This window comes from Streptomyces sp. NPDC048734, from assembly GCF_043198675.1.
Lineage (GTDB): Bacteria > Actinomycetota > Actinomycetes > Streptomycetales > Streptomycetaceae > Streptomyces.
Window position 1 is genome coordinate 374,756 of sequence record NZ_JBICUZ010000007.1, and the last position, 25,110, is coordinate 399,865.

Annotated in this window: 20 protein-coding genes and 3 pseudogenes; 10 read left to right on the forward strand and 13 right to left on the reverse strand. The window is 74.1% G+C overall.

Translation table 11 applies throughout. The annotated features are described in order from the left end of the window. Positions 1 to 72 precede the first annotated feature (72 nt). The gene (locus ACGFQC_RS21225; protein WP_363090218.1) at positions 73 to 1,545 is read right to left on the reverse strand and encodes an FAD-binding protein; all 1,473 of its coding nucleotides are present in this window, start codon (positions 1,543 to 1,545) and stop codon (positions 73 to 75) included. Between the two features lie 167 nt (positions 1,546 to 1,712). Next, positions 1,713 to 1,877: pseudogene (locus ACGFQC_RS21230) on the reverse strand (alkaline phosphatase); the annotation flags it as partial. Here ACGFQC_RS21230 and ACGFQC_RS21235 point away from each other — a divergent pair. Next, positions 1,858 to 2,163, forward strand: a pseudogene (locus ACGFQC_RS21235) (class II fructose-bisphosphate aldolase); the annotation flags it as partial. The pseudogenes ACGFQC_RS21230 and ACGFQC_RS21235 overlap by 20 nt on opposite strands. Here ACGFQC_RS21235 and ACGFQC_RS21240 read toward each other — a convergent pair. Beyond that, a complete protein-coding gene (locus tag ACGFQC_RS21240) occupies positions 2,150 to 3,286 on the reverse strand; it encodes a methyltransferase (protein ID WP_363090335.1) in 1,137 nt (378 codons plus the stop codon). The pseudogene ACGFQC_RS21235 and the gene ACGFQC_RS21240 sit on opposite strands and share 14 nt — an antisense overlap. A 67-nt stretch (positions 3,287 to 3,353) precedes the next feature. Between ACGFQC_RS21240 and ACGFQC_RS21245 the strand changes: the two genes are divergently transcribed. Both ACGFQC_RS21245 and ACGFQC_RS21250 read left to right on the forward strand, forming a co-directional pair. Continuing rightward, entirely contained in the window at positions 3,354 to 4,016 is a 663-nt protein-coding gene (locus ACGFQC_RS21245; protein WP_363090217.1) for an alpha-ketoglutarate-dependent dioxygenase AlkB, read from the forward strand. Between the two features lie 67 nt (positions 4,017 to 4,083). Continuing rightward, positions 4,084 to 5,328, forward strand: coding sequence for an ROK family protein (locus tag ACGFQC_RS21250; protein WP_363090216.1), 1,245 nt, complete (start codon positions 4,084 to 4,086; stop codon positions 5,326 to 5,328). Between the two features lie 161 nt (positions 5,329 to 5,489). Here the strand turns inward: ACGFQC_RS21250 and ACGFQC_RS21255 are convergent, their stop codons facing one another. Beyond that, positions 5,490 to 6,446 carry a LysR family transcriptional regulator gene (locus ACGFQC_RS21255; RefSeq protein ID WP_363090215.1) on the reverse strand — a complete coding sequence of 319 codons (957 nt, stop codon included), beginning with the start codon at positions 6,444 to 6,446 and terminating at the stop codon, positions 5,490 to 5,492. 137 nt (positions 6,447 to 6,583) lie between these two features. Here ACGFQC_RS21255 and ACGFQC_RS21260 point away from each other — a divergent pair, with 137 nt between their 5' ends. Both ACGFQC_RS21260 and ACGFQC_RS21265 read left to right on the forward strand, forming a co-directional pair. Continuing rightward, positions 6,584 to 7,099, forward strand: coding sequence for an SRPBCC domain-containing protein (locus tag ACGFQC_RS21260; RefSeq protein WP_363090214.1), 516 nt, complete (start codon positions 6,584 to 6,586; stop codon positions 7,097 to 7,099). A gap of 59 nt (positions 7,100 to 7,158) precedes the next feature. Beyond that, the gene (locus ACGFQC_RS21265) at positions 7,159 to 8,049 is read left to right on the forward strand and encodes an NAD(P)-dependent oxidoreductase (RefSeq protein WP_363090213.1); all 891 of its coding nucleotides are present in this window, start codon (positions 7,159 to 7,161) and stop codon (positions 8,047 to 8,049) included. 491 nt (positions 8,050 to 8,540) lie between these two features. Here ACGFQC_RS21265 and ACGFQC_RS21270 read toward each other — a convergent pair whose 3' ends face one another. Both ACGFQC_RS21270 and ACGFQC_RS21275 read right to left on the reverse strand, forming a co-directional pair. Further along, on the reverse strand, positions 8,541 to 9,071 hold the full coding sequence (locus tag ACGFQC_RS21270) for an ATP-binding protein (RefSeq protein ID WP_363090212.1): 531 nt from the start codon (positions 9,069 to 9,071) through the stop codon (positions 8,541 to 8,543). Between the two features lie 233 nt (positions 9,072 to 9,304). Next, positions 9,305 to 9,628 (reverse strand): hypothetical protein, encoded by a 324-nt coding sequence (locus ACGFQC_RS21275; RefSeq protein WP_363090211.1) that lies wholly within the window; start codon positions 9,626 to 9,628, stop codon positions 9,305 to 9,307. A gap of 339 nt (positions 9,629 to 9,967) precedes the next feature. On the opposite strand from ACGFQC_RS21275, the gene ACGFQC_RS21280 reads away from it, so the two are divergent. Then, positions 9,968 to 11,092 (forward strand): PLP-dependent cysteine synthase family protein, encoded by a 1,125-nt coding sequence (locus tag ACGFQC_RS21280; protein WP_363090210.1) that lies wholly within the window; start codon positions 9,968 to 9,970, stop codon positions 11,090 to 11,092. 159 nt (positions 11,093 to 11,251) lie between these two features. On the opposite strand, the gene ACGFQC_RS21285 is transcribed toward ACGFQC_RS21280, so the two are convergent. Then, the gene (locus ACGFQC_RS21285) at positions 11,252 to 12,082 is read right to left on the reverse strand and encodes a DeoR/GlpR family DNA-binding transcription regulator (RefSeq protein ID WP_363090209.1); all 831 of its coding nucleotides are present in this window, start codon (positions 12,080 to 12,082) and stop codon (positions 11,252 to 11,254) included. Positions 12,083 to 12,397: 315 nt separating this feature from the next. Here ACGFQC_RS21285 and ACGFQC_RS21290 point away from each other — a divergent pair, with 315 nt between their 5' ends. After that, positions 12,398 to 14,725: a hypothetical protein gene (locus ACGFQC_RS21290; RefSeq protein ID WP_393288494.1), complete on the forward strand. Its 2,328-nt coding sequence runs from the start codon at positions 12,398 to 12,400 to the stop codon at positions 14,723 to 14,725. A gap of 70 nt (positions 14,726 to 14,795) precedes the next feature. Here ACGFQC_RS21290 and ACGFQC_RS21295 read toward each other — a convergent pair whose 3' ends face one another. The 4 genes from ACGFQC_RS21295 to ACGFQC_RS21310 all read right to left on the reverse strand — a co-directional run bounded on the left by ACGFQC_RS21295 (position 14,796) and on the right by ACGFQC_RS21310 (position 19,605). Further along, positions 14,796 to 15,335 carry a GNAT family N-acetyltransferase gene (locus tag ACGFQC_RS21295; protein ID WP_363090208.1) on the reverse strand — a complete coding sequence of 180 codons (540 nt, stop codon included), beginning with the start codon at positions 15,333 to 15,335 and terminating at the stop codon, positions 14,796 to 14,798. 204 nt (positions 15,336 to 15,539) lie between these two features. Further along, a complete protein-coding gene (locus tag ACGFQC_RS21300) occupies positions 15,540 to 17,978 on the reverse strand; it encodes a right-handed parallel beta-helix repeat-containing protein (protein ID WP_363090207.1) in 2,439 nt (812 codons plus the stop codon). A 328-nt stretch (positions 17,979 to 18,306) separates the two neighbouring features. Continuing rightward, a complete protein-coding gene (locus tag ACGFQC_RS21305; protein WP_363090206.1) occupies positions 18,307 to 19,131 on the reverse strand; it encodes an MOSC N-terminal beta barrel domain-containing protein in 825 nt (274 codons plus the stop codon). A gap of 42 nt (positions 19,132 to 19,173) precedes the next feature. Beyond that, a complete protein-coding gene (locus tag ACGFQC_RS21310; protein ID WP_363090205.1) occupies positions 19,174 to 19,605 on the reverse strand; it encodes a DUF6643 family protein in 432 nt (143 codons plus the stop codon). Positions 19,606 to 19,901: 296 nt separating this feature from the next. Between ACGFQC_RS21310 and ACGFQC_RS21315 the strand changes: the two genes are divergently transcribed. Beyond that, the gene (locus tag ACGFQC_RS21315) at positions 19,902 to 21,212 is read left to right on the forward strand and encodes a TerD family protein (RefSeq protein WP_363090333.1); all 1,311 of its coding nucleotides are present in this window, start codon (positions 19,902 to 19,904) and stop codon (positions 21,210 to 21,212) included. Between the two features lie 21 nt (positions 21,213 to 21,233). Here the strand turns inward: ACGFQC_RS21315 and ACGFQC_RS21320 are convergent, their stop codons facing one another. After that, positions 21,234 to 22,436 carry a glycosyltransferase gene (locus ACGFQC_RS21320; protein ID WP_363090204.1) on the reverse strand — a complete coding sequence of 401 codons (1,203 nt, stop codon included), beginning with the start codon at positions 22,434 to 22,436 and terminating at the stop codon, positions 21,234 to 21,236. A gap of 39 nt (positions 22,437 to 22,475) precedes the next feature. On the opposite strand from ACGFQC_RS21320, the gene ACGFQC_RS21325 reads away from it, so the two are divergent. Continuing rightward, positions 22,476 to 23,261, forward strand: coding sequence for an aspartate/glutamate racemase family protein (locus ACGFQC_RS21325; RefSeq protein ID WP_363090203.1), 786 nt, complete (start codon positions 22,476 to 22,478; stop codon positions 23,259 to 23,261). 106 nt (positions 23,262 to 23,367) lie between these two features. Further along, complete coding sequence (locus tag ACGFQC_RS21330; RefSeq protein WP_363090202.1) at positions 23,368 to 23,916, forward strand: hypothetical protein; 549 nt, start codon at positions 23,368 to 23,370, stop codon at positions 23,914 to 23,916. 49 nt (positions 23,917 to 23,965) lie between these two features. On the opposite strand, the pseudogene ACGFQC_RS21335 reads toward ACGFQC_RS21330, so the two are convergent. After that, a pseudogene (locus ACGFQC_RS21335) lies at positions 23,966 to 24,941 on the reverse strand (O-antigen ligase family protein). Between the last annotated feature and the right edge of the window lie 169 nt (positions 24,942 to 25,110).

A 25,110-nucleotide genomic window follows, 5' to 3' on the forward strand; every position in this document is an offset into this window, starting at 1 on the left:
CTCCGGCGGCGACACCGACGGGTACGGTGCCGAACCGGCCTTACCGGCCCACTGGTTCGGTGCGGTGGCGCCTCAGAAGACGCCCTGGCCCGGGACCAGGATCCGCCGCGGGTCGTACCTCCGCTTCGCCGCCTCGAGCGCCGGCCAGGCCGACCCGAAGTGGGTCCGCCAGTCCGCGCGGGTGAACGGGATACTGCCGACGGGATACTGAGTGCCGCCGACCGCGGCGACGGCCTCGTAGGCGGAACGATTCGCCGCCAGTCGGCGGTCGACGGCGGTGGTGTCGTCGGGCGGGGTCGCGCTCAGGATGTCGAAGAGGTACGACACCGGCTCGTCCGGGCCGCGCAGCAGCGGGGTGGTGAGCCGCTCGCGCAGCAGGGGGTAGAACAGGACGACGCCGGGGCCCAGTTCGGCCGGGGTGAGCGCGTCCAGCAGCGGCGCGCTGACGGCGGCGGCGGACGTGCCGGGCACCATGAGGTTCAGCCACGGGTGCGCGTACGCCCACAGGCCGCCCTCCTTCAGCACGGCGACGAGGGGGGCCAGCCGGTCGAGGAAGTCGAAGTAGGTGCGGTCCTCGTACCGGATGCCGGAGGGCGTGTGGCGCAGGCCGCGCAGCAGCGTCGCGTCGTCCGGGGCGGGGCCGACCGGCGGGCCGTAGGCCACCGCCTCCAGGGTGTAGACCCGGAAGGCACCGCCGGCGTCCGCGGTGACCTGGCCCTCGACGTAGTCGAAGCGGCCCTCCTGGACGAGGAGGCGCTGGTCGTCGAGGAAGGTCTCCAGGTCGTCGTAGGCGAGGTGGTAGTGGCGCACGGCCGCGGGCGCGGGCACCAGGCGGAGCGTGGCCTCGACGATGATGCCGCACTGGCCGAGGCCGGCCAGGACGGCGTGGAAGAGGTCGGGGCGGCGGGTCCGGGAGCAGCGGACCAGCTCGCCCGCGCCGGTGACGACCCGCAGTTCGGTGACGTTGTCGACCTGGGCGCCGTACCGGTGGGCCTGGCCGCCGAGGCCGCCCACGGACAGGGTGCCGCCGACGGAGAGCTCGATGTAGTCGGTGAAGACGGGCGGAGTGAGCCCGTGCGCGAGGGTGGCCCCGGCCACCTCGCTCCACCGGGCGCCCGCGCCCACCGTCACGGTGGTGCTGTCCGGCCCCACGGGGCCGATGCCCGCGAGCGTCGCGGTCTCGATGACCAGGCCGCCCGACACCTGTGCCTGCCCGAACGGCGCGTGCCCCTGGCCGCGCGGCGCGACCGGCACGCGGTGCTCGTTGCAGAACCGGACCATGGCGACGACGTCGCGGACCGAGCCGGGCCGCAGGACTGCCGCGGGGCGGTGGTGCACGATGTGCCCGTAGTCGTCCGACGCGGCGCCGAGCGAGGCGTCGTCCCTGGTCAGCGTCCCGTCCAGACGGGGGATCCCGGCAAGCCGCCCATCGGCCCCCGAGGCGTCCGCGGCCCAGCCGCGGGCGGCGGGGGCGAAGCCGGCCACCGCCGCTCCGGTGACGGTGAGTCCGCGCAGAACGGCACGTCTGGAAGGTGTGCGGGGCATGCGCACTTCCACCTCTCCCTCTCCCTCTCCACGAAATCTTCGAATCCCGAAATCCTCGACAGGGTAGGGCAGTTCGATCCGTCACGTACGGTGCTTCGCCGGTGATCCGCTGTGGCCGTGATCCGCTGCGGTTGTGCTCCGCTGTGCGGTACGCGGGTCCGGGGCGGTCACACCGCGGGGACCCGGATCCCCGCCTCCTCGAACCGCTGTACCGTCCGAGCGTCCGCCGCCGCGTCCGTGACCAGCGTGTCCACCGCGTCGGCCGCGCAGATCCGGGCGAACGCGCGCCGGCCCAACTCGCCGGAATCGGCCGCGACGACGACCCGCGCCGCCGCCCTCGACCACCGGCTGCTCGCACGGCTCAGGGCCGGCGTGGACGTGCCGCTCGTCCTGCACGGCTCCTCCGGGGTGCCCGACGACGAGCTGGGGGCGGCCGCCGCGGGCGGCATCACCAAGGTCGACATCGGCACGGCCCTCGACCAGGCGATGACCGGTGCCATCCGCGATCACCCGGCCGCGCATCCGCAGGCGGTCGACTCGCGCGGCTACCTCGCCGTCGGACGGGAGGCGATGGCGTACGCGGTCGAGCGGATCAGCGGCGTCCTCACCCTCGCTTGACGGCCTTCAGCACCACGAACTTCGGTTCGCCGGCCACCAGTTGGCTGTTGCCGAACAGCCGCCGCAGCTTCACGTGGTACCCGAGGTGCCGGTTGCCCACCACCCACAGTTCACCGCCCGGCCGCAGCACGCGCCGCGCCCCGGTGAACATCCGCCAGGCCGTGGCGTCCGTCGTGGCCTGGTGGGAGTGGAAGGGCGGGTTGTTCAGCACGAGGTCCACGCTGTCGTCCGGCACCCCCGTGAGCCCGTCCCCGACCCGGAACTCCCCCTGGCCCGGCACCCCGTTGGCCCGGTACGTCGCCTCCGCCGAGGCCACCGCCTGGAACGACTCGTCCGTGAACAGCACCTCGGCCTGCGGGTCGGCCAGTGCCACCGCCGTCCCCACGACACCGTTGCCGCACCCCAGGTCGACCACGCGGCGGGCCCCCCGCGTCGGCGGCAGGTGTTGCAGGAGGAACCGGGTGCCGATGTCGAGCCGGTCGGCGCAGAACACGCCCGCGTGGTTGACGACCGGCCGCCCGGACAGCGGCCCGAGGCCGGCGGGGAGGTCGTAGCGGTACGGCCACGGGTTGGCGGGACGCGCCCGCACCGGGTCGGGAGTGCACAGGATCAGCCGGGCCTTCTGCTCGGCGAGGGAGGTGCGGGTGGGACCGAGGATCCGCTCGAACAGCCGCAGGGTGGAGGTGTGGATCTCCTTGACCATGCCGGTGCCGACCACGACGGTCCCCGCGTGCACCGAGGGGGCCAGCCGCAGCAACTGGTCCTCCAGGAGCGCGAGGCTCTTCGGCACCCGCACCAGCAGCACGTCGACGCGCCCGGGCGGCGGGTCCTGGGTGGTCAGCAGCCGGACGGAGCCGGGCTCGACGCCGTTGCGGGCCAGGTTCTGCCGGGTCGACTCCTGGCCCAGCCAGGAGTCGGTGATCTGCGTCGGCCGGTGCGCGGCCAGTGCCGTCACCAGCGCGCCCCAGCGGTCACCGAGCACCACCACCGTGCCGGACAGCGGGACCCCCCGCTCGGCGAGGTGGCGGAGCAGATACGCGTCGGAGGCGTCCCAGGCGCGCAGCCTGTCACGCGGGTCCTCGGGGTGGCGGGCCAGTGCGACCTCGCCCCACGGCGTCGTCATACGGTCGTTCATCGTGGGTCAAGGCTAGCCCAGCCCCAGCTCAGACCCGGTGGGGCAGGATGGTGCCATGGACACCGAGCTGTTTCCCCGGGAACGCGCGGAGGTCGCGCCGGGCGCCGTGCACCTGCCGGACTGGCTGGACACGGCCGCCCAGCACGAACTGCTGGCGGCCTGCCGGGACTGGGCCCGTCCGCCCGCGGGGCTGCGCACCGTCCGCACGCCGGGCGGCGGCACCATGACCGCCCGCCAGGTCTGCCTCGGCCGGCACTGGTATCCGTACGGCTACGCCCGCACGGTCGTCGACGGCGACGGCACCCCGGTCAAGCCCTTCCCGGCCTGGCTGGGCGAGCTGGGCCGCCGCGCGGTGACCGACGCGCTCGGTCCCGAGGCGGCCCGGCAGGCGGCGTACGACATCGCGCTGGTCAACCACTACGACGGCGACGCCCGCATGGGCATGCACCGCGACGCCGACGAGAGGTCGGACGCTCCCGTGGTGTCCCTCAGCCTCGGCGACACCTGCGTGTTCCGCTTCGGCAACACCGAGACCCGTACCCGCCCCTACACCGACGTCGAACTGGTCAGCGGCGACCTGTTCGTGTTCGGCGGGCCCTCCCGGCTCGCCTACCACGGCGTGCCCCGGGTGCGTCCCGGGACGGCTCCGGCCGGGCTGGGGCTGACCGGCCGGCTGAACCTGACCCTGCGGGTCGGCGGCTTCCCGGACGGCACCTGACGCCCCCGGCTCCGGGCCGGGCCGAGCCGAGGGAAACGCCCTCGCGGATCATGGGAGACTCGCCCTCATGAGCGGCAAGGCGGACCCCCGGCCGGCGGGGGAAGGGACCACCTCGAGAGCGCGGTTGGACCGGGGGCGCGGCGCGCTCGGGCCCGCGTTGGAGCTCGTGCACACCGGGCGGGCGCCGACCCGTGCGGTGCTCACCGCCGAACTCGGCGTCACCCGCGCCACGGCCGGCGCGGTCGCCGCGGAACTGGAGGCGCTCGGGCTGATCCGGGTCGACGCGCGGCCCGGCGCCGCCGCCGGTTCCCAGGGCAGGCCCTCCCACCGGCTCGAAGTCGACGAGGACGGTCCTGTCGTCCTGGCCGCCCAGGTGCATGCCGACGGCTTCCGGGCGGCCCTGGTCGGCCTCGGCGGGCGGATCGTCGCCACCACTCCCAGCTGCGAGGCCGTCGACGCCGACCCGGCCAAGGTGCTCGGTGCCGCCGTGGACGCCGGAGCCGACCTGCTGGACCGTACCGGCCGGCGCTGTGTGGGCGCCGGCCTCGCCGTACCGTCCGCGGTGACCGCACCCGAAGGGCTGGCGCTCAACCCGCTGCACCTCGCCTGGCCGGTGGGGGCGCCGGTGCGGGAGATCTTCGCCGAGCGGGTCCGCGCGGCCGGCGTCGACGGCCCGGCGTTCGCCGTCAACGACGTCAACGCCGCCGCCCTCGCCGAACACCGGCACGGCGCCGGACGCGGTGCCCGCGATCTGCTGTGCGTGGCCACCGGGCACCGCGGCGTCGGCGGCGCGCTGGTCCTCGACGGGCGCCTGCACATGGGCAGTTCGGGCCTCGCCCTCGAGGTCGGGCACCTCACCGTCAATCCCGAGGGCCGTCCGTGCCACTGCGGCAGCCGCGGCTGTCTCGACGTCGAGGCCGACCCACTGGCCCTGCTCACCACCGCCGGCCGTGCGCCCGGTCCCGAGGGCTCCCTGCTCGAGCAGGCCAACGAACTGATCCGCGAGGAGTACGCCGACCCGGTCGTCCGTACGGCCGCCGAGGCCCTGATCGACCGCCTCGGCCTGGGCCTGGCCGGCCTGGTGAACATCCTCAACCCCGATCGCATCATCCTCGGAGGCCTGCACCGCACCCTCCTGGACACCGACCCCGACCGGCTCCGCGCGGTCGTCGCCGACCGCAGCCTGTGGGGCCGCAGCGGCGGCGTCCCCATCCTCGCCTGCTCCCTCGACCACAACAGCCTGGTCGGAGCGGCGGAGCTGGCCTGGCAGCCCGTACTGGACGACCCGTTGGGGGCGCTGGGCGTCAGGTGACCGGGCCAGGGGCCGCCGCCACGGGCGGGTGCCACCAGGGGAGCCGCGCGCCGACGGGGCGCGGTCGAGGCCGACCGCGCCGGCTGCCGCGCGACGACCTCGGAGGGGCCTTCGAACGCGTCGCCACGACGGCCTCGCGCGGGACGGGCGGTCCCTCCCGGTCACCAGGACCCCGCCGCCGCCCGCAGCCGGTCGCGCACCCTGGCCACGTCCGGGTTGGCGTCGGCCCCCGGCCGCTGGACGAGGAAGAGGGTGTTGAGCGGCGGCTCCTCGGGCGTGTGCAGCCGCGTCAGACGGCCCGCGTCCAGGGACTCCTGGCACAGGGAGTGCGGCAGGACGCTGTACCCGGCGCCCGCGTTGACCGCCGCCAGCACCGCGTACAGGTTCGGCACCGTCACCGCGGCCCGCGCGGTGAGCTGCTTGCCGAAGACCGTCCGCCAGTAGCGGCGGGCGATGGGCAGGTCCTCCGCGTAGGTGACGAGCGGGACGTCCCGCAGCGCGGCGCACAGGCCGCCGCCCTCCGGACGCGCGGTGACCCGGCGGGCCCAGGCCGGGGAGGCGACCAGCACGTACTCCTCGTCGGCGAGCGGCACCGACTCCAGGGCCCGCCCACGGGGCCGGCGGGTGGTGATGACCAGGTCGTGCCGCCCGGACCGCATCTCCTCCAGCAGCGGCTCGGGCAGCCCCTGGGCGACCCGCAGCCGGAGCCCGCCGGCGACGAGCGGCGCCAGCGCGGGCAACACCCGTACGCACAACAGCTCCGACGGTCCGGCCAGGTGCACGGGCGAGGCCCGCCCGTCCTGCGGCCCGCCTCCCTCGAGGGCGGCGAGCGCGTCCAGCGCGGGCGCGACCTGACCCGCCAGCTCGTGCGCGGAGGGCGTCGGCTCCACTCCGCGCGGCAGCCGGGTGAACAGCTCACGGCCGGTCTGCTGCTCCAGCGTCCGGATCTGGGCCGTCACGGTGGGCTGCGAGAGCCCCAGCCGCGGGGCGGCCGCCGTGAACGAACCCGAGCGGTACACGGCGAGGAAGGTGCGCAGCAGGTTGAGATCGGCGTGCGCCGGCAGTTGCCGGGCGCCGTCGGCCCCGGTCCCGACGACGGCGGGCGTCCGGTTCTCCATGCTCGCCAGCCTACCCCGCACACCTATCGGCCGACCGATGGTGACAATCGGTCTTCCTATTGGTTTCCCGATGGGGCAGGTGCCTATCGTCGAGGAAGGCCGCCCACTCGGCGACCTCCCCCAGCGAAGGAACCCTCATGACCACGCAGAACGCGATCGAATGGCCCGAGAAGTACCTGCCCGGCACCGGCGACAACTTCGTCTCCAACGAGGTCGTCGTCCAGGGCACGACGGCGGCCCGCGTCTGGCGCTTCCTCGTCGACACCTCCGAGTGGGAGGGCTACTACGACAACGTCGCCGACATCGCCTTCCCGCAGGGCGGCGGCCCGCGGCTGAGCGACGGCCTGGCCTTCCGCTTCGCCACCTTCGGCTTCCCGCCCCTGGACGCCCTCGTCATCCGCTTCCAGGAGCCCGCCGAGGGCGTCCCCGGCCGCCTGTCCTGGACGGCGAAGCAGGACGGCGGTCCCGAGGAGCGACTGGACGTGCTGCACGCCTGGCTGGTGGAGGACCTGTCCGGTGGCCGCGTGCGCGTCCTGACCCAGGAGACCCAGATCGGCGCGCCCGCCGCCGCCCTGGCGCGGCAGCGTCCCGATCCGATGCTCAACGGTCACCAGGCCTGGCTGGACGGGCTGGTGCGCGCCGCGTCGAAGTGACCGCGTCCGGTCCCGTACCGTCCGCAGTGACCCCGCTCGAGGATCAGGAAGTTGACGTCATGACCGACAAGCTGACCGTGGGTGTGCTGGGTACCGGCATCATGGGTGCCGCGATGGCCCGCAACCTCGCCCGCGCCGGACACACCGTCCGCGCCTGGAACCGCACCCGCGCCAAGGCCGAACCGCTGGCCGCCGACGGCGTCGTCCTCGCCGACACCCCCGCCGACGCCGTCCGCGGCGCCGGAGTCGTCCTGACCATGGTCCACGACGGCCCCGCCGCCCTGGAGGCCATGCGCGCGGCGGCCCCCGGACTGCGTACCGGTGCCGCCTGGGTGCAGTCGACCACCGTCGGTGTCGACGTCGTCGAGGACCTGGCGGCCCTCGCCCGCGGGCACGGCCTCGTGTTCTTCGACGCCCCCGTGCTGGGCACCCGCCAGCCCGCCGAGGCCGGTCAGCTGACCGTGCTGGCGGCCGGACCGGAAGCCCACCGAGCCGCCGTCCGTCCCGTTCTGGACGCCGTGGGCGTCCGCACGGTGTGGACCGGTGAGGACGGTGCGGCCGGCAGCGCCACCCGCCTGAAGCTGGTCGCCAACAGCTGGGTGATCGCGGCCACCGCCGCGGCCGGCGAGGTCCTGGCCCTGTCCAAGGCCCTCGACGTCGACCCGGACGACTTCTTCGGGCTGATCGCCGGCGGCCCGCTGGACATGGGCTACCTCCGCGCCAAGTCCGCGCTGGTCATCGAGGGCCGGCTCACGCCACCGCAGTTCGGCGTGGCGACCGCCGCCAAGGACGCCCGTCTGATCGTCGAGGCCGGAGCCAAGCGCGGCGTCCGTCTGGACGTGGCCGCCGCGAGCGCCGACCGTCTGGAGCGCGCCGTCATCCAGGGCCACGCCGACGAGGACATGGCCGCCGCCTACTTCGCCAGCTTCGAGGACCAGCCGCCCGCCTGACCGGCACGCCGGCCCCGGGCCGGGTACGGGCGGGGCCACGTGCCCGACCCGGGGCGCGCCGCCGCACGCACCCGCGCATGTGACGACGCCCGCCTCCGGAGCACGCCGCACGACGTGACCACGCCTGCTCCCGAGGTACGCCGCAGGCACCCGTGGCCGCACCGTGCGGCCCGGCCGCCGCGGTCCCCGGGCCGCCGACGCCGTGCGGGCATGGTCCGGTGACCCGACGGCGGTGCGGCCGACGGCGGTGACCCGACGCGGACCCGCCGTCACGCGACACTGCCGTTCGCGGACCCGCTCCACGGCGGACCCGCTCCACGGCGGACCCGCTCCACGGCGGACCCGCTCCACGGCGGACCCGCTCCACGGCGGACCCGCCCCACGCGACCGCGCCGTACGCCGCGGATCGCCGGCGCACGACCCCGCCGTACGCGCGGATTCACCACCGGGTGGAGGTGAGTCCGCCGTACGGCGAAGGGATCACCGCTCGGTCAGCCGACGACGGCCGGCCGGGCGGGAGCGTGTGCGGGGCTGAGGTCTTCGACCGCCACGACCTCGGGGAACAGCCGGTCCGCGACCAGCCGGCGCGGCGGCCGCGCGGACCGCTCGGGTGCCGCGACCGGCGCCGGAAGGGTGAACCAGACGACCTTCCCGGACTCGCCGTCAGGCCGGGCGCCCCAGTCCTCGCTGACCGCCGCCACCATGGCGAGCCCGCGCCCGCACGTGGCGAACGAGTCGGCCGCCTCGAGGCCGTCGACCACCGGAAGCCGGGGGTCGCGGTCGCGCACGGAGACCGTGAGCCTGTCGAGCAGCAGCTCCATCTCCACGGTGCACGTCTTGTCGGGCTGGGCGTGCAGGTGGACGTTGGTCAACAGCTCGGTCACACCGAGCGCCGCCCGGTCTATGAGGGGATCGAGACGCCAGTAGCGCAGTTGCGCCGATACGATTCTGCGGACCTGGCCTATCCGCGACGGCAGGGCTTGGAGCTCTACCGTGCAGTGCCTGCTTGGGTTGCTGATCACGGCTGCGACTCCCCGACGTGAGGTCCGGAAGAACACGGAGTTCGGATCGATCGGAGCAGTGCGTCTGCGCTAGGGCGGCCGCCTGCTTTCGTGGCCGGCGGGCTGGTTCGCAGCGTTATCGCCGGTAAACCCAGAGTGACGTGGGACCAGCGTGGCGCAAGGGGCGGGAGGGCGCAACTCGCGGTGCCCGTCCGGCCGCTGCGGGTCGGCCGCGCCGCTGCGCACCCGGCCCTTCAGTTCCCGCCTCCCGCGGCCCTGCGCACGGCCTCGATGAACCGGCGTGCCGCGGGTGGTCCCGGCTCACCGGGGGCCGGGTCGTGGTCGCCCAGGGTCAGCAGGTACCGGTTGCCGTTCAGGTCGGCCAGCGCCCGGTCCTCCGGGGCGAACCAGGGCCGGGAGGCGCGTACCGCCTGCACCGGCGCGCTGTCGATCTCGCTGCCGTAGCTGGTGAGCAACTCCAGCCTGCCGTCGTTGATCCGGACCTGTCCGGCCCGGGTGAGTGAGCGCAGTCGCTTCCCGATCCGCACGCCCGTCGCCGTGAACTCCGGCTCAGCCATCCCCGCCCCCTCGCGCGTGGGTGTGCCGGCCCGTGCTCCTGAGCGGGCCGGAAACCAGCTCGTGTCGTGATTTCGTGTGCGTCCCCCGTGCGGAACCTCGGCCCCGCCGGGTGCAGTCTGCCCGCGCGGGCCGTCGAGCACCAGTACGCGCGGCACGCGGTCCGCAGCCACCCGGAGCACTCGCGAAATGCGCCCCCGTCGGTGGACCCGCCGCCCCCAGGGCCTCCTTTGGGGCGTCCAAAGATGAGTTTATGCAGGTGAGGGGCGTGTGAAAGGTGTCTATGATCGAGGCGTCGGCCGCGTGCGGCGCTGCCGGCGCCCCGTACGAAGGAGCCCGCCGTGACCACCCCCCAGCACCCGCGGACCGGCGCGACCCTCGACGTCGACCGCAGCGACACCGCCTTCCGCGACTGGCTGAAAGAAGCCGTCCGCAAGGTCCAGGCCGACGCCAACCGCTCCGCCGACACCCACCTGCTGCGCTTCCCGCTCCCGGAGCGGTGGGGCATCGACCTCTATCTGAAGGACGAGTCGACCCACCCCACCGGCAGCCTCAAGCACCGGCTCGCCCGCTCCCTCTTCCTCTACGCCCTGTGCAACGGCTGGATCAGGCCGGACCGCCCGGTGATCGAGGCGTCCAGCGGCTCGACGGCAGTTTCCGAGGCCTACTTCGCCAAGCTGATCGGCGTGCCCTTCATCGCCGTCATGCCCCGCACGACGAGCGCCGAGAAGATCCGCCTGATCCAGTTCCACGGCGGGCAGTGCCACTTCGTGGACGACTCACGGAAGATGTACGAGGAGTCCGCCCGCCTCGCGGCCGACACGGGCGGCCACTACATGGACCAGTTCACCTACGCCGAGCGGGCCACGGACTGGCGCGGCAACAACAACATCGCCGAATCCATCTTCCGCCAGCTGGAGTTGGAGCGGTTCCCGGAGCCCGCCTGGATCGTCGCCACGGCCGGCACCGGTGGCACCTCCGCGACCCTCGCCCGCTACGTCCACTACACCCAGCACGACACCCGCATCTGCGTCGCGGACCCCGAGAACTCCTGCTTCTTCGAGGGTTGGACCACCGGCGACCCGGACGTCATCTGCGACTGCGGCTCACGCATCGAGGGCATCGGGCGGCCCCGCATGGAGCCGAGCTTCGTGCCCGGCGCCGTCGACCGGATGATGAAGGTCCCCGACGCCGCCAGCGTCGCCGCCGTCCGTGCCCTGGAACGCGTCATCGGCCGCAAGGCGGGCGGCTCGACGGGCACGGGCCTGTGGAGCGCGCTGAAGATCGTCGCCGAGATGGTGGCGGAGGGCCGGCAGGGCAGCGTGGTCACCCTGCTGTGCGACCCGGGCGACCGCTATCTCGACAAGTACTACTCCGACGCCTGGCTCGCCGAGCAGGGCCTGGACATCGGCCCGTACAGCGCGGTGATCGACTCCCTGCTGGCGACGGGGGTGTGGCCGGACTGAGGCGCACGGGGCCCGTCCACCGCCGGGATCTCCTCACAGAGGACGGGCCGTACCGGCGCGATCGGTGACGAAGCCCGGTCCTTCGGGACGCGGACGGTGAGCCGTCCGGGCGCCTCCCCGGCGCCGGGGAGACAGGTCCGCCCCCTGGCCGGCGTCCCGTCAGACGTCCGCCTCCTCGGCGGCCTCACCGGCGACCACCAGCCGCCGCAGATGCTCGGAGATCTCCGCGCGGACCGCGCCCGGCAACCCGGCGTCCGTCACCAGCGTGTCGACCTGCTCCAGCGCCGCGAACGAACTCAAGCCGACCACACCCCACTTGGTGTGGTCGGCGACCACCACGACCCGGCGCGCCGACTGCACCAGGCGCCGGTTGGTCTCGGCCTCCGCCAGGTTCGGCGTGGACAGGCCGGCCTCGGCCGATATCCCGTGCACACCGAGGAACAGCACGTCGAAGTGGAGCGCCGCGATGGCCTGATCGGCGACCGGCCCCACCAGCGAGTCGGACGGCGTGCGCACGCCGCCGGTCAGCACGACCGTCGCCGCGCCCTGCCGGGGACCCGAGGTGCGCTGCGCCATGTGGAAGACGTCCGCCACGCGCACCGAGTTGGTCACCACCGTCAGATCCGGCACGTCCACCAGCCGGTGGGCCAGCGCGTACGTCGTCGTCCCACCCGACAGCGCGATCGCGCTGCCCGGCGCGACCAGCTCGGCAGCGGCCCGCGCGATGTCCTCCTTGGCGCTCAGTTCCAGGCCGGACTTGGCCTCGAAACCGGGCTCGTGGGTGCTCGCCTCCACGATCGGCACCGCACCGCCGTGCACCTTCTCCAGGACACCCTGACGGGACAGCGCGTCGAGGTCGCGGCGCACCGTCATGTCCGACACGCCGAGCTTACGGGTCAGCTCGTTGACCCGGACACCACCCCGGCGCCGGACCTCGTCGAGGATCAGTGCGCGCCGCTGCTCCGCGAGGAGGTTCTGATTCTCACTCACGTACGCTCCGGTCCTCTCGACTCAAGCCGACCCACTCCGTCCGACCCACTCCGTGCGACACGCCCGCACACCTGCCGCGACAAGGACATTCTGCCGGTCGGCGGCCGCGTGGGCGTCCCATCCTCGCACGGGCCACCAGCGGCCGTACCACCCCCACCCGTCGCGGGCATGTCACAACCACGACACCCGGCGGTCCCGATCCCCACACGGAACGGGGATATTCGGTGACAACGCGTGCGCACCCGTCGCGCAGCGACGATCCTTGTACCGCACGCACACGGAGCGACAGCGCGTCACGGGGGAAGTGCGAGAACAGTGGAACGTGCGCAGGAACGAGCCTCGACCGGCCCGGCGGCCTCGGCCGCCCTGGAACTCCTGGTCCACGGCGTGGGCGGAGCCACGCCCGAGAAGATGCTGAACGATCCGCGCACCGTGCGGATCACCGGCGACGACACGGCCGCCGTGTACCGGCGCGAGGGCGACGTGGACGCCGAGAACGCGGCGACCGGGGGACCGGGGGACCGGCCGGTCCCCGAGGCCTACGTCTGGTCCAACCTCACCTCCGGCAACGGCACCCGCGCCCTGTGGCTCCTGCTGCTGCCGTTCATGGTCGTCAACCTCGCCCACTGGATGCGTCCCGCCGCCCGGCAACGCACCCGCCCGGTCCGCCTGTACGGACTGCTGGTACGGCTCACCGGTCTGACCCTGACGGTCCTGCTCGTCGCCGCCGCCTGCGAGGTCGCCCTGGACCTGACGGCCTGGCAGTGCGCGGGCACCCGCGCGTGCGCCGAACGGCACACCTGGCTGGGCTTCCTGTCCCCGACCGTGTCCGGCGGCGGCTGGTGGAGCCTGCCAGGCCGCCGCCTCGCCCTCGCGGCCCTCGTCCCGACCGCCCTCACCGTCCTGCTCTGGTACCTGTCCCACCGCACCTGGCGGGCGTACGAGTCCCAGGAGCCGCCGAACGCCCGGGCCGAACCCGAGGACGCTCCCGGCGACACCGCCCTCGGCCGCCCCGGCTTCTGGTACGGGCGCCGTCTGGTCGCCCGGCTGCGCGCGGCCCACACCGCGGCCGGCCTGCTCACGGTGGCCGCCGCCGTCGGCACCGCCGCCGCGCGCCAGGACCGCGCGCCCGGCGGCCCCGCACTGCTCGACGCCCTCGGCCGCCTCCTGGAGGCCGCCCTGGCCGCCGGCGCGCTCGCCACGGTCTGGGTGGTGTGCCGCCGGGGCCGCAGCGAGCACCGCCTGGACCGTCGCCTCGACGCCCACCTCGTACGGCGCCTGCCGCTGGCCGCCCTCGTCCTGCTCGTCCTCACCTTCGTGTACGCCGGGTGGGAACGTCCCGCGTGGCGGTCCGCCGGCCGGCTGCCGGGGGACGCGACCTTCGGCGGCATCGCCCTCGTCCAGGGCGCGCTGGTGATCGCCCTCGCGGCCGTCGCCTCGGTCCTGTACCGCGGGGCCGGGAGCGACCCGCGAAGCCGTGCCGCCCTGAAGGGCCTGGGCGGCCCCGCGGTCGCGATGCTCGCCTGCGCCCTCGGCAGCGTGATGTCCGGCGGAGTATCCCAGCGCGTCTCGGACTGGCTGGACGGCACCGGCACCTTCCTCGCCGGACCGCCGGTGCTGCTGACCTGGCAGGCGTCCGTGATCCCGGCGGTGCTGCTCGTGCTCCTCGCCCTGTGCGGCCTGCTCGCCCGGGGAGCCGTACGGCTGGCCCGCGCCGAGCGGATCGCGGTGGCCCGCGAGTACGGTGCCCACCCCGGCGACCCGGCCCGCACCCAGAGCATCGCCCGCGCCCGCGCCATGGCCACGCTCACCGACCGGGCCCCGCTCCTCGTCGCCGTCACCTCCACCACGACCCTGCTGCTCGGCGCCGGCGCGCTCGTCGGCGCCCTCGCCACCGGCCGGACCCCCGACCGGGCCGCCGAGCACGCGCACCCCCTCGTCCACGGCGCGGCCCAGACCGGCCAGGCACTCGGTTCCTGGCTGATAGGGCTCGGCTTCATACTCTTCGTCACCTGGGGCCGGCGCGCCTACAAGGACGCCTCCGCGCGCCGCACCATCGGCATCCTCTGGGACGTCGGCACCTTCTGGCCGCGCGCCGCGCACCCCTTCTCCCCGCCCTGCTACGCCGAGCGGGCGGTTCCCGACCTGACCTGGCGCATGGCCACCTGGACCCGCGCCACCGGCGGACGCCTGGTGATCTCAGGCCACTCCCAGGGCAGCGTCCTGGCGGCGGCCGCGGCCTGGCAACTGAGCCCCGCCGACCGCGGCCGCGTCGCCCTCCTGACCTACGGCTCCCCGATCGAGCGCCTCTACGGCCGCTGGTTCCCGGCCCACTTCGGTCCCGCCGCGCTGAACGCCCTGCACGAGGACATCGACTGCTGGCGCAACCTCCACCGCCCCACCGACCCCATCGGCGGCCCGGTCCGGCTGTCCGGCGACGACTGCGGCCCCGAGGTCGACCGCGCCGCCCTCGCCGACCCCCTGGCCTACGGCCGCACCGACGCCCACCCCCTGCCCTCACCGATCCTGGGCCACTCCGACTACCAGGCGGACCCGGCCTTCGCCGAGGAACGCGAACGCCTGCTGTCCCGCCTGCGGCCGGACCTCCCGGTTCAGCGCACGCAGGCGTCGGCGGACGGCTAGCGGCTCATCTCAGAACGTCGAACGGCCATGTACACGGCGTTCGGTGAGGTCTGTCCGTGTCCGGGGCTGCTCAGTTCGGCAGCCTTGCCGCGTAGATCCAGTCGAGGCCGTCGTATCCGGTTTCGTCGAGGTGCTCTGCTCGGGTCAGGCCCGCGCGCACTGCCACGTGCTGCGAGGCGATGTTGGCCGGCCGGACGCGGGCGATCAGTGGGAGGTCGGGAACGCGGCGGGATGCCCATGTGGTGACCGTCGCTGCGGCCTCGCCGGCGAAGCCTTGACCCCAGGCCGAGGTGGCGAAGCGGTAGAAGAGGTTGAGGACTTTCATGCCGTGCAGTTCCACGGGCTTGACCCCGCAGAATCCTAGGTGCAGGGCGGAGCCGTGGCGTCGGACGACCCAGTACCCGTATCCGCACCGCTGCCACTGGTCGTTCCAGCGCCGATACAGCTCCCCGGCCTCGTCGAGCCGTGTGAGCGCGTCGGAGGGGTTGTGCACGCAGGTTTCGGGGTCACGGTGGATCGCGAAGATCGCGTCGATGTCGGCTTCGGTCGGACGCCGCAACGACAGTCGAGCGGTCTGAAGTTGTTCGTCTGCCGGGTTCGTGTCACTCATGCGAAAATCGTAGAAGTGCGTCAGACGGCCCTGGCGGTGTAGTCGGTCCAGGCGCGGATCGGTGAGTCCGGCGCGAAGTTCGTCTTCGGCTCGGCTCGGGCGTTGCGCCGGCGGACGTAGGAGGCGATGGCGGCGTTCTGCTCGTCGTGGCTGCGGTGGTTCGGTGCCGTCGAGGGCGAAGCAGTGCAGGGCCGCGAACTCCGGCTAGGGCGGCTCCGGCAGGTCCTCCGCGTACAGCAGGGTCAGGTCGTCCGTGCTCGGGTCCGGGACGTGGGCGACGCGGCTCGCGTGGCGTTCCACCATCGCCTCGAAGGTCTGGCGGGCGGTGCGGCCGTTGCCGAAGGCGGCGCCCTTGGGGATCTCCGTGAAGTACTTCAGGAGCGCCTCCGAGGCGCCCGGCGCCAGCCGGTACTCGTGCTCCTCGGCCTGCTGCTCGACGATCCGCAGCAGTTCGTCGGGGCCGTAGTCGCCGAAGGTGATGGTCCGCGAGAAACGCGACGCCACACCGGGGTTGACCGACAGGAACCGCTCCATCTCGGCCGTGTACCCGGCGACGATCACCACCACGGCGTCCCGGTGGTCCTCCATCAGCTTCACGAGCGTGTCGATGGCCTCCTTGCCGAAATCACGCCCGGCGTCCTCCGGGGAGAGCGCGTACGCCTCGTCGATGAACAGCACACCGCCGCGCGCCCGCTCGAAGGCCTCCTGGGTGCGGATCGCGGTCGAGCCGATGTGCTCGCCGACCAGGTCGACGCGCGACACCTCGACCAGATGCCCCTTCTCCAGGACGTGCAGCGCGGCGAGGATCTCGCCGTAGAGACGCGCGACCGTCGTCTTGCCGGTGCCGGGGGAGCCGGTGAAGACCAGATGCCGCTTGACCGAGGCCGCTTTCAGACCGGCCTGCTGCCGGCGCCGGCCCACCTCGATCATGTCGGTCAGCGCCCGCACCTCGCGCTTGACGCTCTCCAGACCCACCAGGGCGTCGAGTTCGCCCATCACGTCCGTGGAGGCCCGCACCGGCCGCTCCGGCTCGGTCGCGACCGGTCGCGCCTCGGGCACGGTGGCACGCTGCTCGGGGAGCGCGCCGAGCAGCCCCGGCGAGGAGGGCGCCGCTTCCACGGCGGTCTCCCGCGCGCCCGGCGTGGGGACGCCGGCGCTCTCGTCGCTCGTGCAGTCCTCGACCACGGGCCCGGAGCCGGCCGCGGCGTCCGGGCCGGCGTCCGCGAACTCGTACCCCCGCCGCGCGCAGCGCTCGGTCCGGCACTTGCGCAGCGTCGTACGGCAGCCGTCTATCACGTGGAAGCCGTAGCCGCCGCTGTTGGTGACCCGGCAGTTCAGGAAGCTGCCGCGGCCGCCCGCCGACACGTAGAAGCCGGCCTCGGCTGGAGCGTCGACGGTGCAGCGCTCCACCATGGGGTCGGCGCCCTTGGTGACGATCACACCGGTCTGGGTGGCGCCCACGGTGCAGTTGTTGAGCGTGCCGCCGCTGCCGTGGTCGCGGAACCAGGCGCCGGTCGCCGCGTCCCGGATCCGGCAGTCGTCGAGCTGGGCGGTCGCGCCGTCGCTGACCGACACGGCCGTGTTGCGCACCTGGAAGAGGTCGCTGTCGACGACGTCCGCGCGCGAACCGCGGTCGAGGACGAACAGGGCGTCCGGCACGTCGTGCACCCGGCAGGAGTCGAGGACCACGGTGGCGCCGTCGCTGACCCAGACGGCCGGGTAGTCACCGGTGCTGTCGAAGATCTCGCACTGGTTGGCGTCGACCCGGGTGCCCGGGTCCCACACCGACAGGCCGTTGCGCCCGAACTGACGCACCGTCGTCCGCGTCAGCGTCAGGACGGAGCGCGAGCGCAGATCGACCGCGTTCTCGGGAATGTCGTGGATCCGGCAGTCGGCCAGGGTGAGCACGGCGTCCGTGTCGAGCGTGACCCCGTCGGCGGTGGTGCGGTGCACATCGCAGTCGGTGAGGTGCGCGGTGGCGCGGGCGGTGATCTGCACACCACTGCCCCGGACCTCGTAGACCTCGCAACCCACCGCCTCCAGGGCGGAGTTGTCGCCGGTCGCGCTCAGGCCGGCCCCGGAGGTGTGGTGCACCCGGCAGCGTTCCAGCCGGGGACGACCGCCCCCGCGCACGGCGACGCCGGCCTGTCCGGCCGCGACGACCTCGCACTCCTCGAAGACACCGCCGCCGCCGTCGACCACGGCGATGCCGATGCCGGCCGGGTTGTCGACGGTGCACCGCCGGACCGTCGGACGCGCGCCGCCGCGCACCTCGACGCCGGCCGCGGACCGCGTGACGATCCGCAGGTCCAGCAGCTCGGGAGTGCCCTCCTCGACGAGCACCGCGGGCGCCGCCGCGTCCTGGCCCTCCACGTGCAGGTCCTGCACCACGGCCGAGGCCCGCACGGTCAACGGCACGCCGTCGACGGGCGCGATGCGGACGGAGCCGGGGGAGCCCTCGGGGCCGCGCAGGGTCACCGCACGCTGCACGACGAGGTTCTCCCGGTAGGTGCCGGGAGCGATGGTGAGCACGTCGCCCTCGGCCGCGGCCTCCAGAGCGGCGGCGAGCGACGCGTACTCACCCGTACGGCGCCGCCACCTCGATGTGCCGGTGTGCGTCACCTGGACCGTGCCCTGTGCCATGGCGTTGCTGTGCCCCCACCTCGGTCTTGCTGATCACTCGGTCGTTCGCGGGGTGCGCCGGCCGTGCCGCACCCCTGCGGCTCCCTCGCGCGCGGGTCGATGCCGAATGCTCGGCCGGTCCACCGTAGCGTGCGCGCGGGCGGTGGGTTGACCAGAGGCGGAAGGCTGTCAGCCGCCGGCGCCGGTGCGGCCCCGGTCCGGGCCCGCCCGGTCCCAGGCCTGGTCCCAACGGGCGTACCGACGGCGGACCATCTGCCGGACGGCGAGTCTTCGGAGCCACTCGACGACGCCCGCGGTGAGCAGGGCCGCGCCGAATCCGCCGCGCTCGTCAGCCCACGACGGTGACCGGGTCGCCCACCCGGACGGTGCCACGGGAGAGGGGCACCAGGTTCTGTCCGAAGACCAGTTTTCCGCCCAGCCGCCGATGCCGCCCCAGCGTGTGGAGGGGCTCCTTGCCGCGCTCCGCGGTGGTCTGGTCGGTCGTGGTCACCGCGCACCGGCCGCACGGCTTGGCGACCCGGAAGGCGACCTCGCCGATGGTCAGACGCGACCAGCCGTCCTCGGCCCACGGTTCCGTGCCCGTCACGACCACGTTCGGCCGGAAGCGGTTCATCGGCAGCGGCCCCTCCGCGGCGTGCTCACCCCGCGCGATCAGCGAGTTGAGGGCGTCGAGCGAGGCGACCGTGGTGACCAGCAGCGGATACCCGTCGGCGAACGCGACCGTCTCGCCGGGCAGCCCGTACTCGGGGTCGACGGCGCGGCGCTTCGCGGGATCGTCCATGTGCACCAGACGCACGTCGGCGCCGAGGTGGGCGCTGCACCAGGCGTGCGCGGCCTCGTCGGCGAGGACCCCCTCCACCTTGTCGCGGAAGATGTCCAGCGGGACCGTTCCGATCGGCCGCGGCACGGAGACGGCCAGCGGCGCCAGACCGGGCGCGGACAGACGGACACCGCCGCCGGGCAGGAGCTCGGCGGCGGCTTGTGCGAGGCGCGGCTGCTGACGCTGGGTGACGACCTTTCCCCCGTGGTCGATCAGCGCCCAGCGTCGGTCTCCGGCCAGTCCCCAGGGCTCCACTTCGGCCTCCCGGGGCGCCTGGCCCCGGAACGCCTTGACCGGATGGACGTGGATCGACAGCAGCTCGGCATTCCCCATGGCCTCATCCTGCCAGGTGGCGGCGACTGTCCCCGGGGCGGCTCAGTAACCGCGGTACTGCTGGTTGTTGTACGGGTCCTGGTACTGGGGCGCGGCGGGCCGGGGAGCCGCGGGGCGCATCGCCTCGTACCCCGTGCCGGGTCCGGCGGGGCGTGGCGGCTGCTGCATCTGCGGGCCGGGATAACCGCGCGGTGCGGTGGCCTGCGGCGGGATGTAGGCGGCCGGCGCCTGCTGCAGCGGAGCGGGCTGCTGCGCCTGCGGGTAGCCGTAGCCGTACGAGGACGGGGCCGCCGGGAGGGCGGGCAGTGCCGACGGCAACGCGGGCAGGCTGCTGCCCGTGTCGTAGGCGGCGGGGACCCGGATCGGGGCGATCTGCGGGGTGCCCCGCTCGGCCACGAGCGAGTCGTAGATCGGAGTGTCCGGGAAGGAGGCGGAGTAGTAGCCGCCGCCATAGGTGGAGCGGGGGGAGGTCATGGCACATAAGTTAAGCCCACGATGTGCTGGTTGGGGAGACCGATAAGAGGGTTGTTTTCCGCGTCGGCGATGACTTCGGATACCCAATGCGAGCGAACTTGGCAAAAAGGGGCGGCAATCGTGGTCCAAATCGTGTAAAGGCCGAGTTCCCGGTGGGTTACCGGCGGTTGGCCAGGGATCTTGTGGCCCTGCGGATGGGCGTTCCGGGTCCGGGCGAATAGGTTGACGAGCAGACAACCCGAAGGGTGCCGGAACGTGCGGGCCGGCCGGTGAAGGCGATGGGGGCGGACATGTCCATGCCGAAGGGATCGAATGTTCCGGTGCCGACGACGGCGCTGCGGGTCGAGGTGGGCCGCCGGTCGGGACCGGGCGTCCCCGACGCGTACGCCTCGGCCCTGCTGCTGGTCGCCGGGAAGGTCCGTTCGGACGCCGACTTCGTCTTCTACAACCAGCCGGCCCACTCCTCCGGCGCGGTCCGGCACGAGGGCAGACGGGACCTGGGCGGCAGGGTGACCGACACGCTGCTCGTCGACCTCGCGCGCGTGGAGCCCGCCATCGAGACCGTCGTCCTGGCCGCCTCGGCGGACGGCGGTGCCTTCGGGCAGGTGCCCGACCTCGCCGTCGAGGTGCGGGACGCGGGACGGAACACGGTGGTGGCCCGGTACGAGGCCACCGGCGCGACCGTCGAGACGGCGTTCGTCCTCGGCGAGTTCTACCGCCGCCAGGGCGCCTGGAAGTTCCGCGCCGTCGGCCAGGGCTACGACAGCGGCCTGGAAGGTCTGGCCACGGACTACGGAATCACCGTCGACGCACCGCAGTCCACCGCACCGCAGTCCACCGCACCGCAGTCCACCGCACCGCGACCGCTCACCGCCCCGACGCCACCGCCCGTGCCCGCCTTCCCGGTCACCGTGCCCCCGCCCGTCCACGCCGCCCCGCCCCCGCCGCCTGCCCCGCCCGCGGCCCCGGTCCGCCTCACCAAGGTGACGCTCACCAAGGCCGCTCCGTCGGTGTCGCTGACCAAGCAGGGAGGCACCTCGGGCGTCATGCGGGTGAACCTCAACTGGGAGGTGCGCAGGCAGTTCTCCCAGTGGGGCGGCAAACGCGGCCGGGCGGTCGCGCTCCACAACGACCTCGACCTCGACCTGTGCGCGCTGTTCGAGCTGGCCGACGGACGCAAGGGGGTCGTACAGGCCCTCGGCAACGCCCTCGGCGCCCTGCACCAGCCGCCCTACATCCTCCTCGACGGCGACGACCGCACGGGCGCCGTGGCCACCGGGGAGAACCTCACGATCAACCTCGACCACAAAAACGCCTTCCGGCGCGTCCTCGTCTTCGTGACCGTCTACGAGGGCGCCCGCTCCTTCGCCGACCTGCACGCCACGGTGACGTTGCAGCCGCAGTTCGGGGCCGCGATCGACTTCTCCCTGGACGAGTGCACCGTCCCCTCGACCGTGTGCGCGCTCGCGCTGATCACCCGCACCGGCGACGACCTCGTCGTCCGGCGCGAGGCCCGCTACCTGGTGCCCGAGCGCGGGGTGAGCCCGCAGCGGACCGTGGACCACGCCTACGGCTGGGGCATGAACTGGACGCCCGGCCGCAAGTAGGCCGCGGCAGCGGGTGCGGGCTCAGCCCTCGTCGGCCACCGTGTCCGGACGGGCGTAGGTACGGCCCTTCCAGGCCGCTCCCCGCCCCCGGTAGTGCTGAACCGCGGAATCCACCGTCATCAGCAGATAGAGGAGGGCGGTGAAAGGCAGCAGCGGGGCGAGCCACAGCGGCTGACGGTAGTAGCGGAGCATCGGCAGGTACGTCCCCGTCATCACCAGCCACGCGAGGCCGCCCGGTACCGCGGCGGCCGGGACGGCGAGGGCGAGTCCGCCGAGCAGCGCGAGCGGCGGCACCAGGTAGACCAGGGCGAGGCCCAGCACCGTGCCGAGCAGCAGCAACGGGTTGTGCCGCAGTTGCGCGTAGGCGCTGCGCGAGACCATCCGCCACAGGTCGTGCAGCCCCGGGTACGGGCGCACGCTGTCCACCCGGTCGGCCAGCCCCAGCCAGACGCGGCCCCCCGAACCCTTCACCGCACGCGCGAGCGCCACGTCGTCGATGACGGCGTGCCGGATGGCCTCCGGGATCCGGGCCCGCCCGGCCGCCTCCGCGCGCAGCAGGACGCAGCCGCCCGCCGCGGCCGCCGTCCGCGTCCCGGGCCGGCCGATCCGGCGGAACGGGTACAGCTGCGCGAAGAAGTAGACGAACGCCGGCACGACCAGCCGCTCCCACACGCTCTCCACCCGCAGCCGTGCCATCTGGGAGACGAGGTCGAAGCCGCCGGTGCGCGCCGCGGCGACCAGCTCCCGCAGGCTGTCGGGCGCGTGCGCGATGTCGGCGTCCGTCAGAAGCAGGTACGCGGGTCCACGCGCGCGTGCCAGCGCGATGCCGTGCCGCACCGCCCACAGCTTCCCCGTCCAGCCGGGCGGCGGCTCGCCCGGCGAGTCCACGGTCAGCGTCAGCCCGCCGTGCCGCCGGGCCAGCTCGCGTGCCAGTTCCCCGGTGCCGTCGGAGCTGCCGTCGTCGACGAGGAAGACCTCCGCCCGCCCCGGATAGTCCTGTGCGAGCAGCGACGGCAGACTGGCGGGGAGCACCGCCGCCTCGTCGCGCGCGGGGACGACCACGCAGACCGACGGCCACGGCCCGGCCCCCGCGGGCTCCGCGCGCGGGGGCAGCCGGACGTCCGTGCGCCAGAAGAAGCCCTGGCAGAGCAGCAGCCACAGCCAGGCGGCGAGAGAAACGGCGGAGATCCACACGACGGCGCTCACGCGCGCAGTCTGCCCCACGGGAGCGGGCCCCAGGAGCACATCGTCTATCGTGGCCGGGTGAAGATCGCGCTCATGGACTCCGGAATCGGGCTGCTGGCGGCCACCGCCGCGGTACGGCGCCTGCGACCCGACGCTGATCTGGTGCTCTCCCTGGACCCCGACGGCATGCCCTGGGGCCCGCGCACGCCAGGGGACCTCACGGCACGCGCGCTCGCGGTCGCGGAGGCCGCCGCCGCCCACCGGCCCGACGCCCTGATCATCGGCTGCAACACGGCGACCGTGCACGCGCTGCCCACCCTGCGGGCCCGCCTCGAACCGGGCATCCCGGTGATCGGGACCGTACCCGCGATCAAGCCCGCCGCGGCCGGCGGCGGCCCCGTCGCCATCTGGGCCACCCCCGCCACCACCGGCAGCCCCTACCAGCGCGGCCTCATCGACGACTTCGCCGACGGCGTCACGGTGACCGAGGTGCCCTGCTGGGGGCTGGCCGAGGCCGTGGAGCACGCCGACGAGACGGCGATCGACGCGGCGGTCGCGGCGGCCGCCGCGCTGACCCCCGACGAGGTGACCACCGTCGTCCTGGGCTGCACCCATTACGAACTGGTCGCCGAGCGCATTCGCGCCGCCGTCCAGGGCGCCGGCCGCCCGCCGCTCGTCCTGCACGGATCGGCCGGTGCCGTGGCCGCCCAGGCGCTGCGCCGCATCGGCTCGCGCCCCGATCCCGCGGCCCAGGTCCTCGGCGCGGTGACGGTTCTCCTCAGCGGCCGCGAGGGCGCGCTGCCGGCGCCCGCGCTCGCCTACGCGGAAGGCCGACTCCTCCAGGAGGTCAGCCCCGCCCGGTGACCGCGTCTCACACGGCGGACGTGCGCGGTCCGCCGGTGGTCCGGCCGGCCCAGTCACCCTCCGCGACACGGTACCGGCGGAGCGAAACCTGAGTAACCTCGTCAATATGAGGGACCACCACCCCCACGAGGAGACCGCCCCGCACCCCGATGTGTGGCACGGGCGGGCCACCAACCGGTTCCAGTGGCTGCTCGCGCTCGGCGGGGCGGCCTGCATGGCGCTCGGTATCGAACTGGCGGTCGGGTCCGCTTGGACGTCCTCCATCGCGCCGCTCGCCATGGCCGTGGTCGGCTGCATCGCCGCGGGAATGCTGGTCCTCTTCGGCACCCTCGCCTTCGTCCACGTCGACCTGAAGCTCGACAAGGAGTCCCTCGAAGTGCGCTGCGGGCACATCGGCGTACCGCGCCGCCGGATCCCGCTGTCCCACGTCGCCGGAGTCGACTTCGAGCCGCATGTCACTCCGCGCCACTGGGGCGGCTGGGGCTACCGCTGGCGCCCCGAGAAGGGCACCGCCGTCGTCGTACGGCGCGGGGAGGGCGTGGTCCTGCGGCTCTGGGACGGGCACACCTTCACGATCACCGTGGACGACGCGGAGTCCGCCGTACGGGTCATCCGGGCGCGCCTGCGGCAGGGCACGCCGGACGCGACGCACTGACTCAGACTGCCGGACGGCCGTCACGGGAGCGCAGGTCCCGTCCCGAACGTCACGGGACCGCGCCCGGCGCCGGTTCGACCGCGAGGGGGCGGGCCGTGGCCAGAACCGCCAGCAGACCCGCGCCGACCGAGACCGTGGTGAAGCTCAGCGCGTTGCCGACCGAGGCCACGGCCGCCAGACCCGTCAGCGCGGCACCCGCACTCAGCACGACCGGCGTAGGACGGGCCGCGTGCCACAGGGCGAACAGCATCCAGCCGAAGGCCGCGGCCAGCAGCAGCACCCCGACGACCCCCCTGTTCCGCCGCCATCTGGAACGGCGCCGAGTGCGGTCTGGCGTCCGACAGCGTGGTCCGCGCCGCCGTCCTGCTCAGTTCGCCGAAGCGTCCCGGCCCCACGCCGAGGCCGGCGTCGTGCCGCGCCAGGGCGAGGGCGTCGCGCCACAGGTCGATCCGACGGGGCGTGAGCCGGTCCTCCAGCGACGCGGTGAGCCCACCGGGCAGTGCGGCGCCGGCGGCCGCCCAGGTCAGGCCCGTGACCGCGGTGGCGACCAGTGCCGACCCGGCCAGGCCGCGCCCCCGGTGGGACATGCACCCGGCGAGCAGGGAGCACAGCACGACGGCGGCGCAGGTCACCGTCGCGGTGGTCGAACCCAGCGCGGCCCCGGCCAGTGCCATGCCGCCGCCCAGCAGGTGCAGCACGAGCCGCGGTGCGGGCGCGGGAGCCGCCCAGGCCGCGCAGCAGGCGGCCCCCGCCGACAGGGTGAGCACCGCCGCGGTGGCACCGGCGTGGCCCAGCGGTGCGACGGTCTCGGGTCCCGTGCCGAGCCGTGGCAGGGCCACCGTCAGGGCGAGACCGGCCAGGGCCGCGGCGCAGGGCGCCGCGACGGGCAGCAGCACGCCGGAGATCCGTCCCGCCGCGTAACCGGCGGCCACGGCCAGCACCGCGAGCAGGACGCCCTCGGGACGGCCGCCCTGCACGGCGGCGGTCACCAGGGACCAGGTGGCGCAGCTCCCGAGGACCACCACACCGCGGCGTCGGAAACGATGTGTCTTTCCGCGTCCTCGTCGTCCGCAAACGCCATCCCCCTCGACCCCACGCCCCACCCCCGTACCCGGTCGCCCCAGGACCGTGAAAACCTCCCCGGCCGCCCCGCGCGACAGGAGCACTGCCTCACCGTAACGGCTGCCGGACGGT

Bases quoted from the DNA above. Each gene is read 5' to 3' on its own strand.
- ACGFQC_RS21250 (WP_363090216.1), top strand. From the start codon at position 4,084: ATGAGCGGCAAGGCGGACCCCCGGCCGGCGGGGGAAGGGACCACCTCG.
- ACGFQC_RS21275 (WP_363090211.1), bottom strand. From the start codon at position 9,628: ATGGCTGAGCCGGAGTTCACGGCGACGGGCGTGCGGATCGGGAAGCGA.
- ACGFQC_RS21240 (WP_363090335.1), bottom strand. From the start codon at position 3,286: ATGACGACGCCGTGGGGCGAGGTCGCACTGGCCCGCCACCCCGAGGAC.
- ACGFQC_RS21310 (WP_363090205.1), bottom strand. From the start codon at position 19,605: ATGACCTCCCCCCGCTCCACCTATGGCGGCGGCTACTACTCCGCCTCC.
- ACGFQC_RS21255 (WP_363090215.1), bottom strand. From the start codon at position 6,446: ATGGAGAACCGGACGCCCGCCGTCGTCGGGACCGGGGCCGACGGCGCC.
- ACGFQC_RS21330 (WP_363090202.1), top strand. From the start codon at position 23,368: ATGAGGGACCACCACCCCCACGAGGAGACCGCCCCGCACCCCGATGTG.
- ACGFQC_RS21305 (WP_363090206.1), bottom strand. From the start codon at position 19,131: ATGGGGAATGCCGAGCTGCTGTCGATCCACGTCCATCCGGTCAAGGCG.
- ACGFQC_RS21300 (WP_363090207.1), bottom strand. From the start codon at position 17,978: ATGGCACAGGGCACGGTCCAGGTGACGCACACCGGCACATCGAGGTGG.
- ACGFQC_RS21295 (WP_363090208.1), bottom strand. From the start codon at position 15,335: ATGAGTGACACGAACCCGGCAGACGAACAACTTCAGACCGCTCGACTG.
- ACGFQC_RS21315 (WP_363090333.1), top strand. From the start codon at position 19,902: ATGCCGAAGGGATCGAATGTTCCGGTGCCGACGACGGCGCTGCGGGTC.
- ACGFQC_RS21260 (WP_363090214.1), top strand. From the start codon at position 6,584: ATGACCACGCAGAACGCGATCGAATGGCCCGAGAAGTACCTGCCCGGC.
- ACGFQC_RS21225 (WP_363090218.1), bottom strand. From the start codon at position 1,545: ATGCCCCGCACACCTTCCAGACGTGCCGTTCTGCGCGGACTCACCGTC.
- ACGFQC_RS21245 (WP_363090217.1), top strand. From the start codon at position 3,354: ATGGACACCGAGCTGTTTCCCCGGGAACGCGCGGAGGTCGCGCCGGGC.
- ACGFQC_RS21265 (WP_363090213.1), top strand. From the start codon at position 7,159: ATGACCGACAAGCTGACCGTGGGTGTGCTGGGTACCGGCATCATGGGT.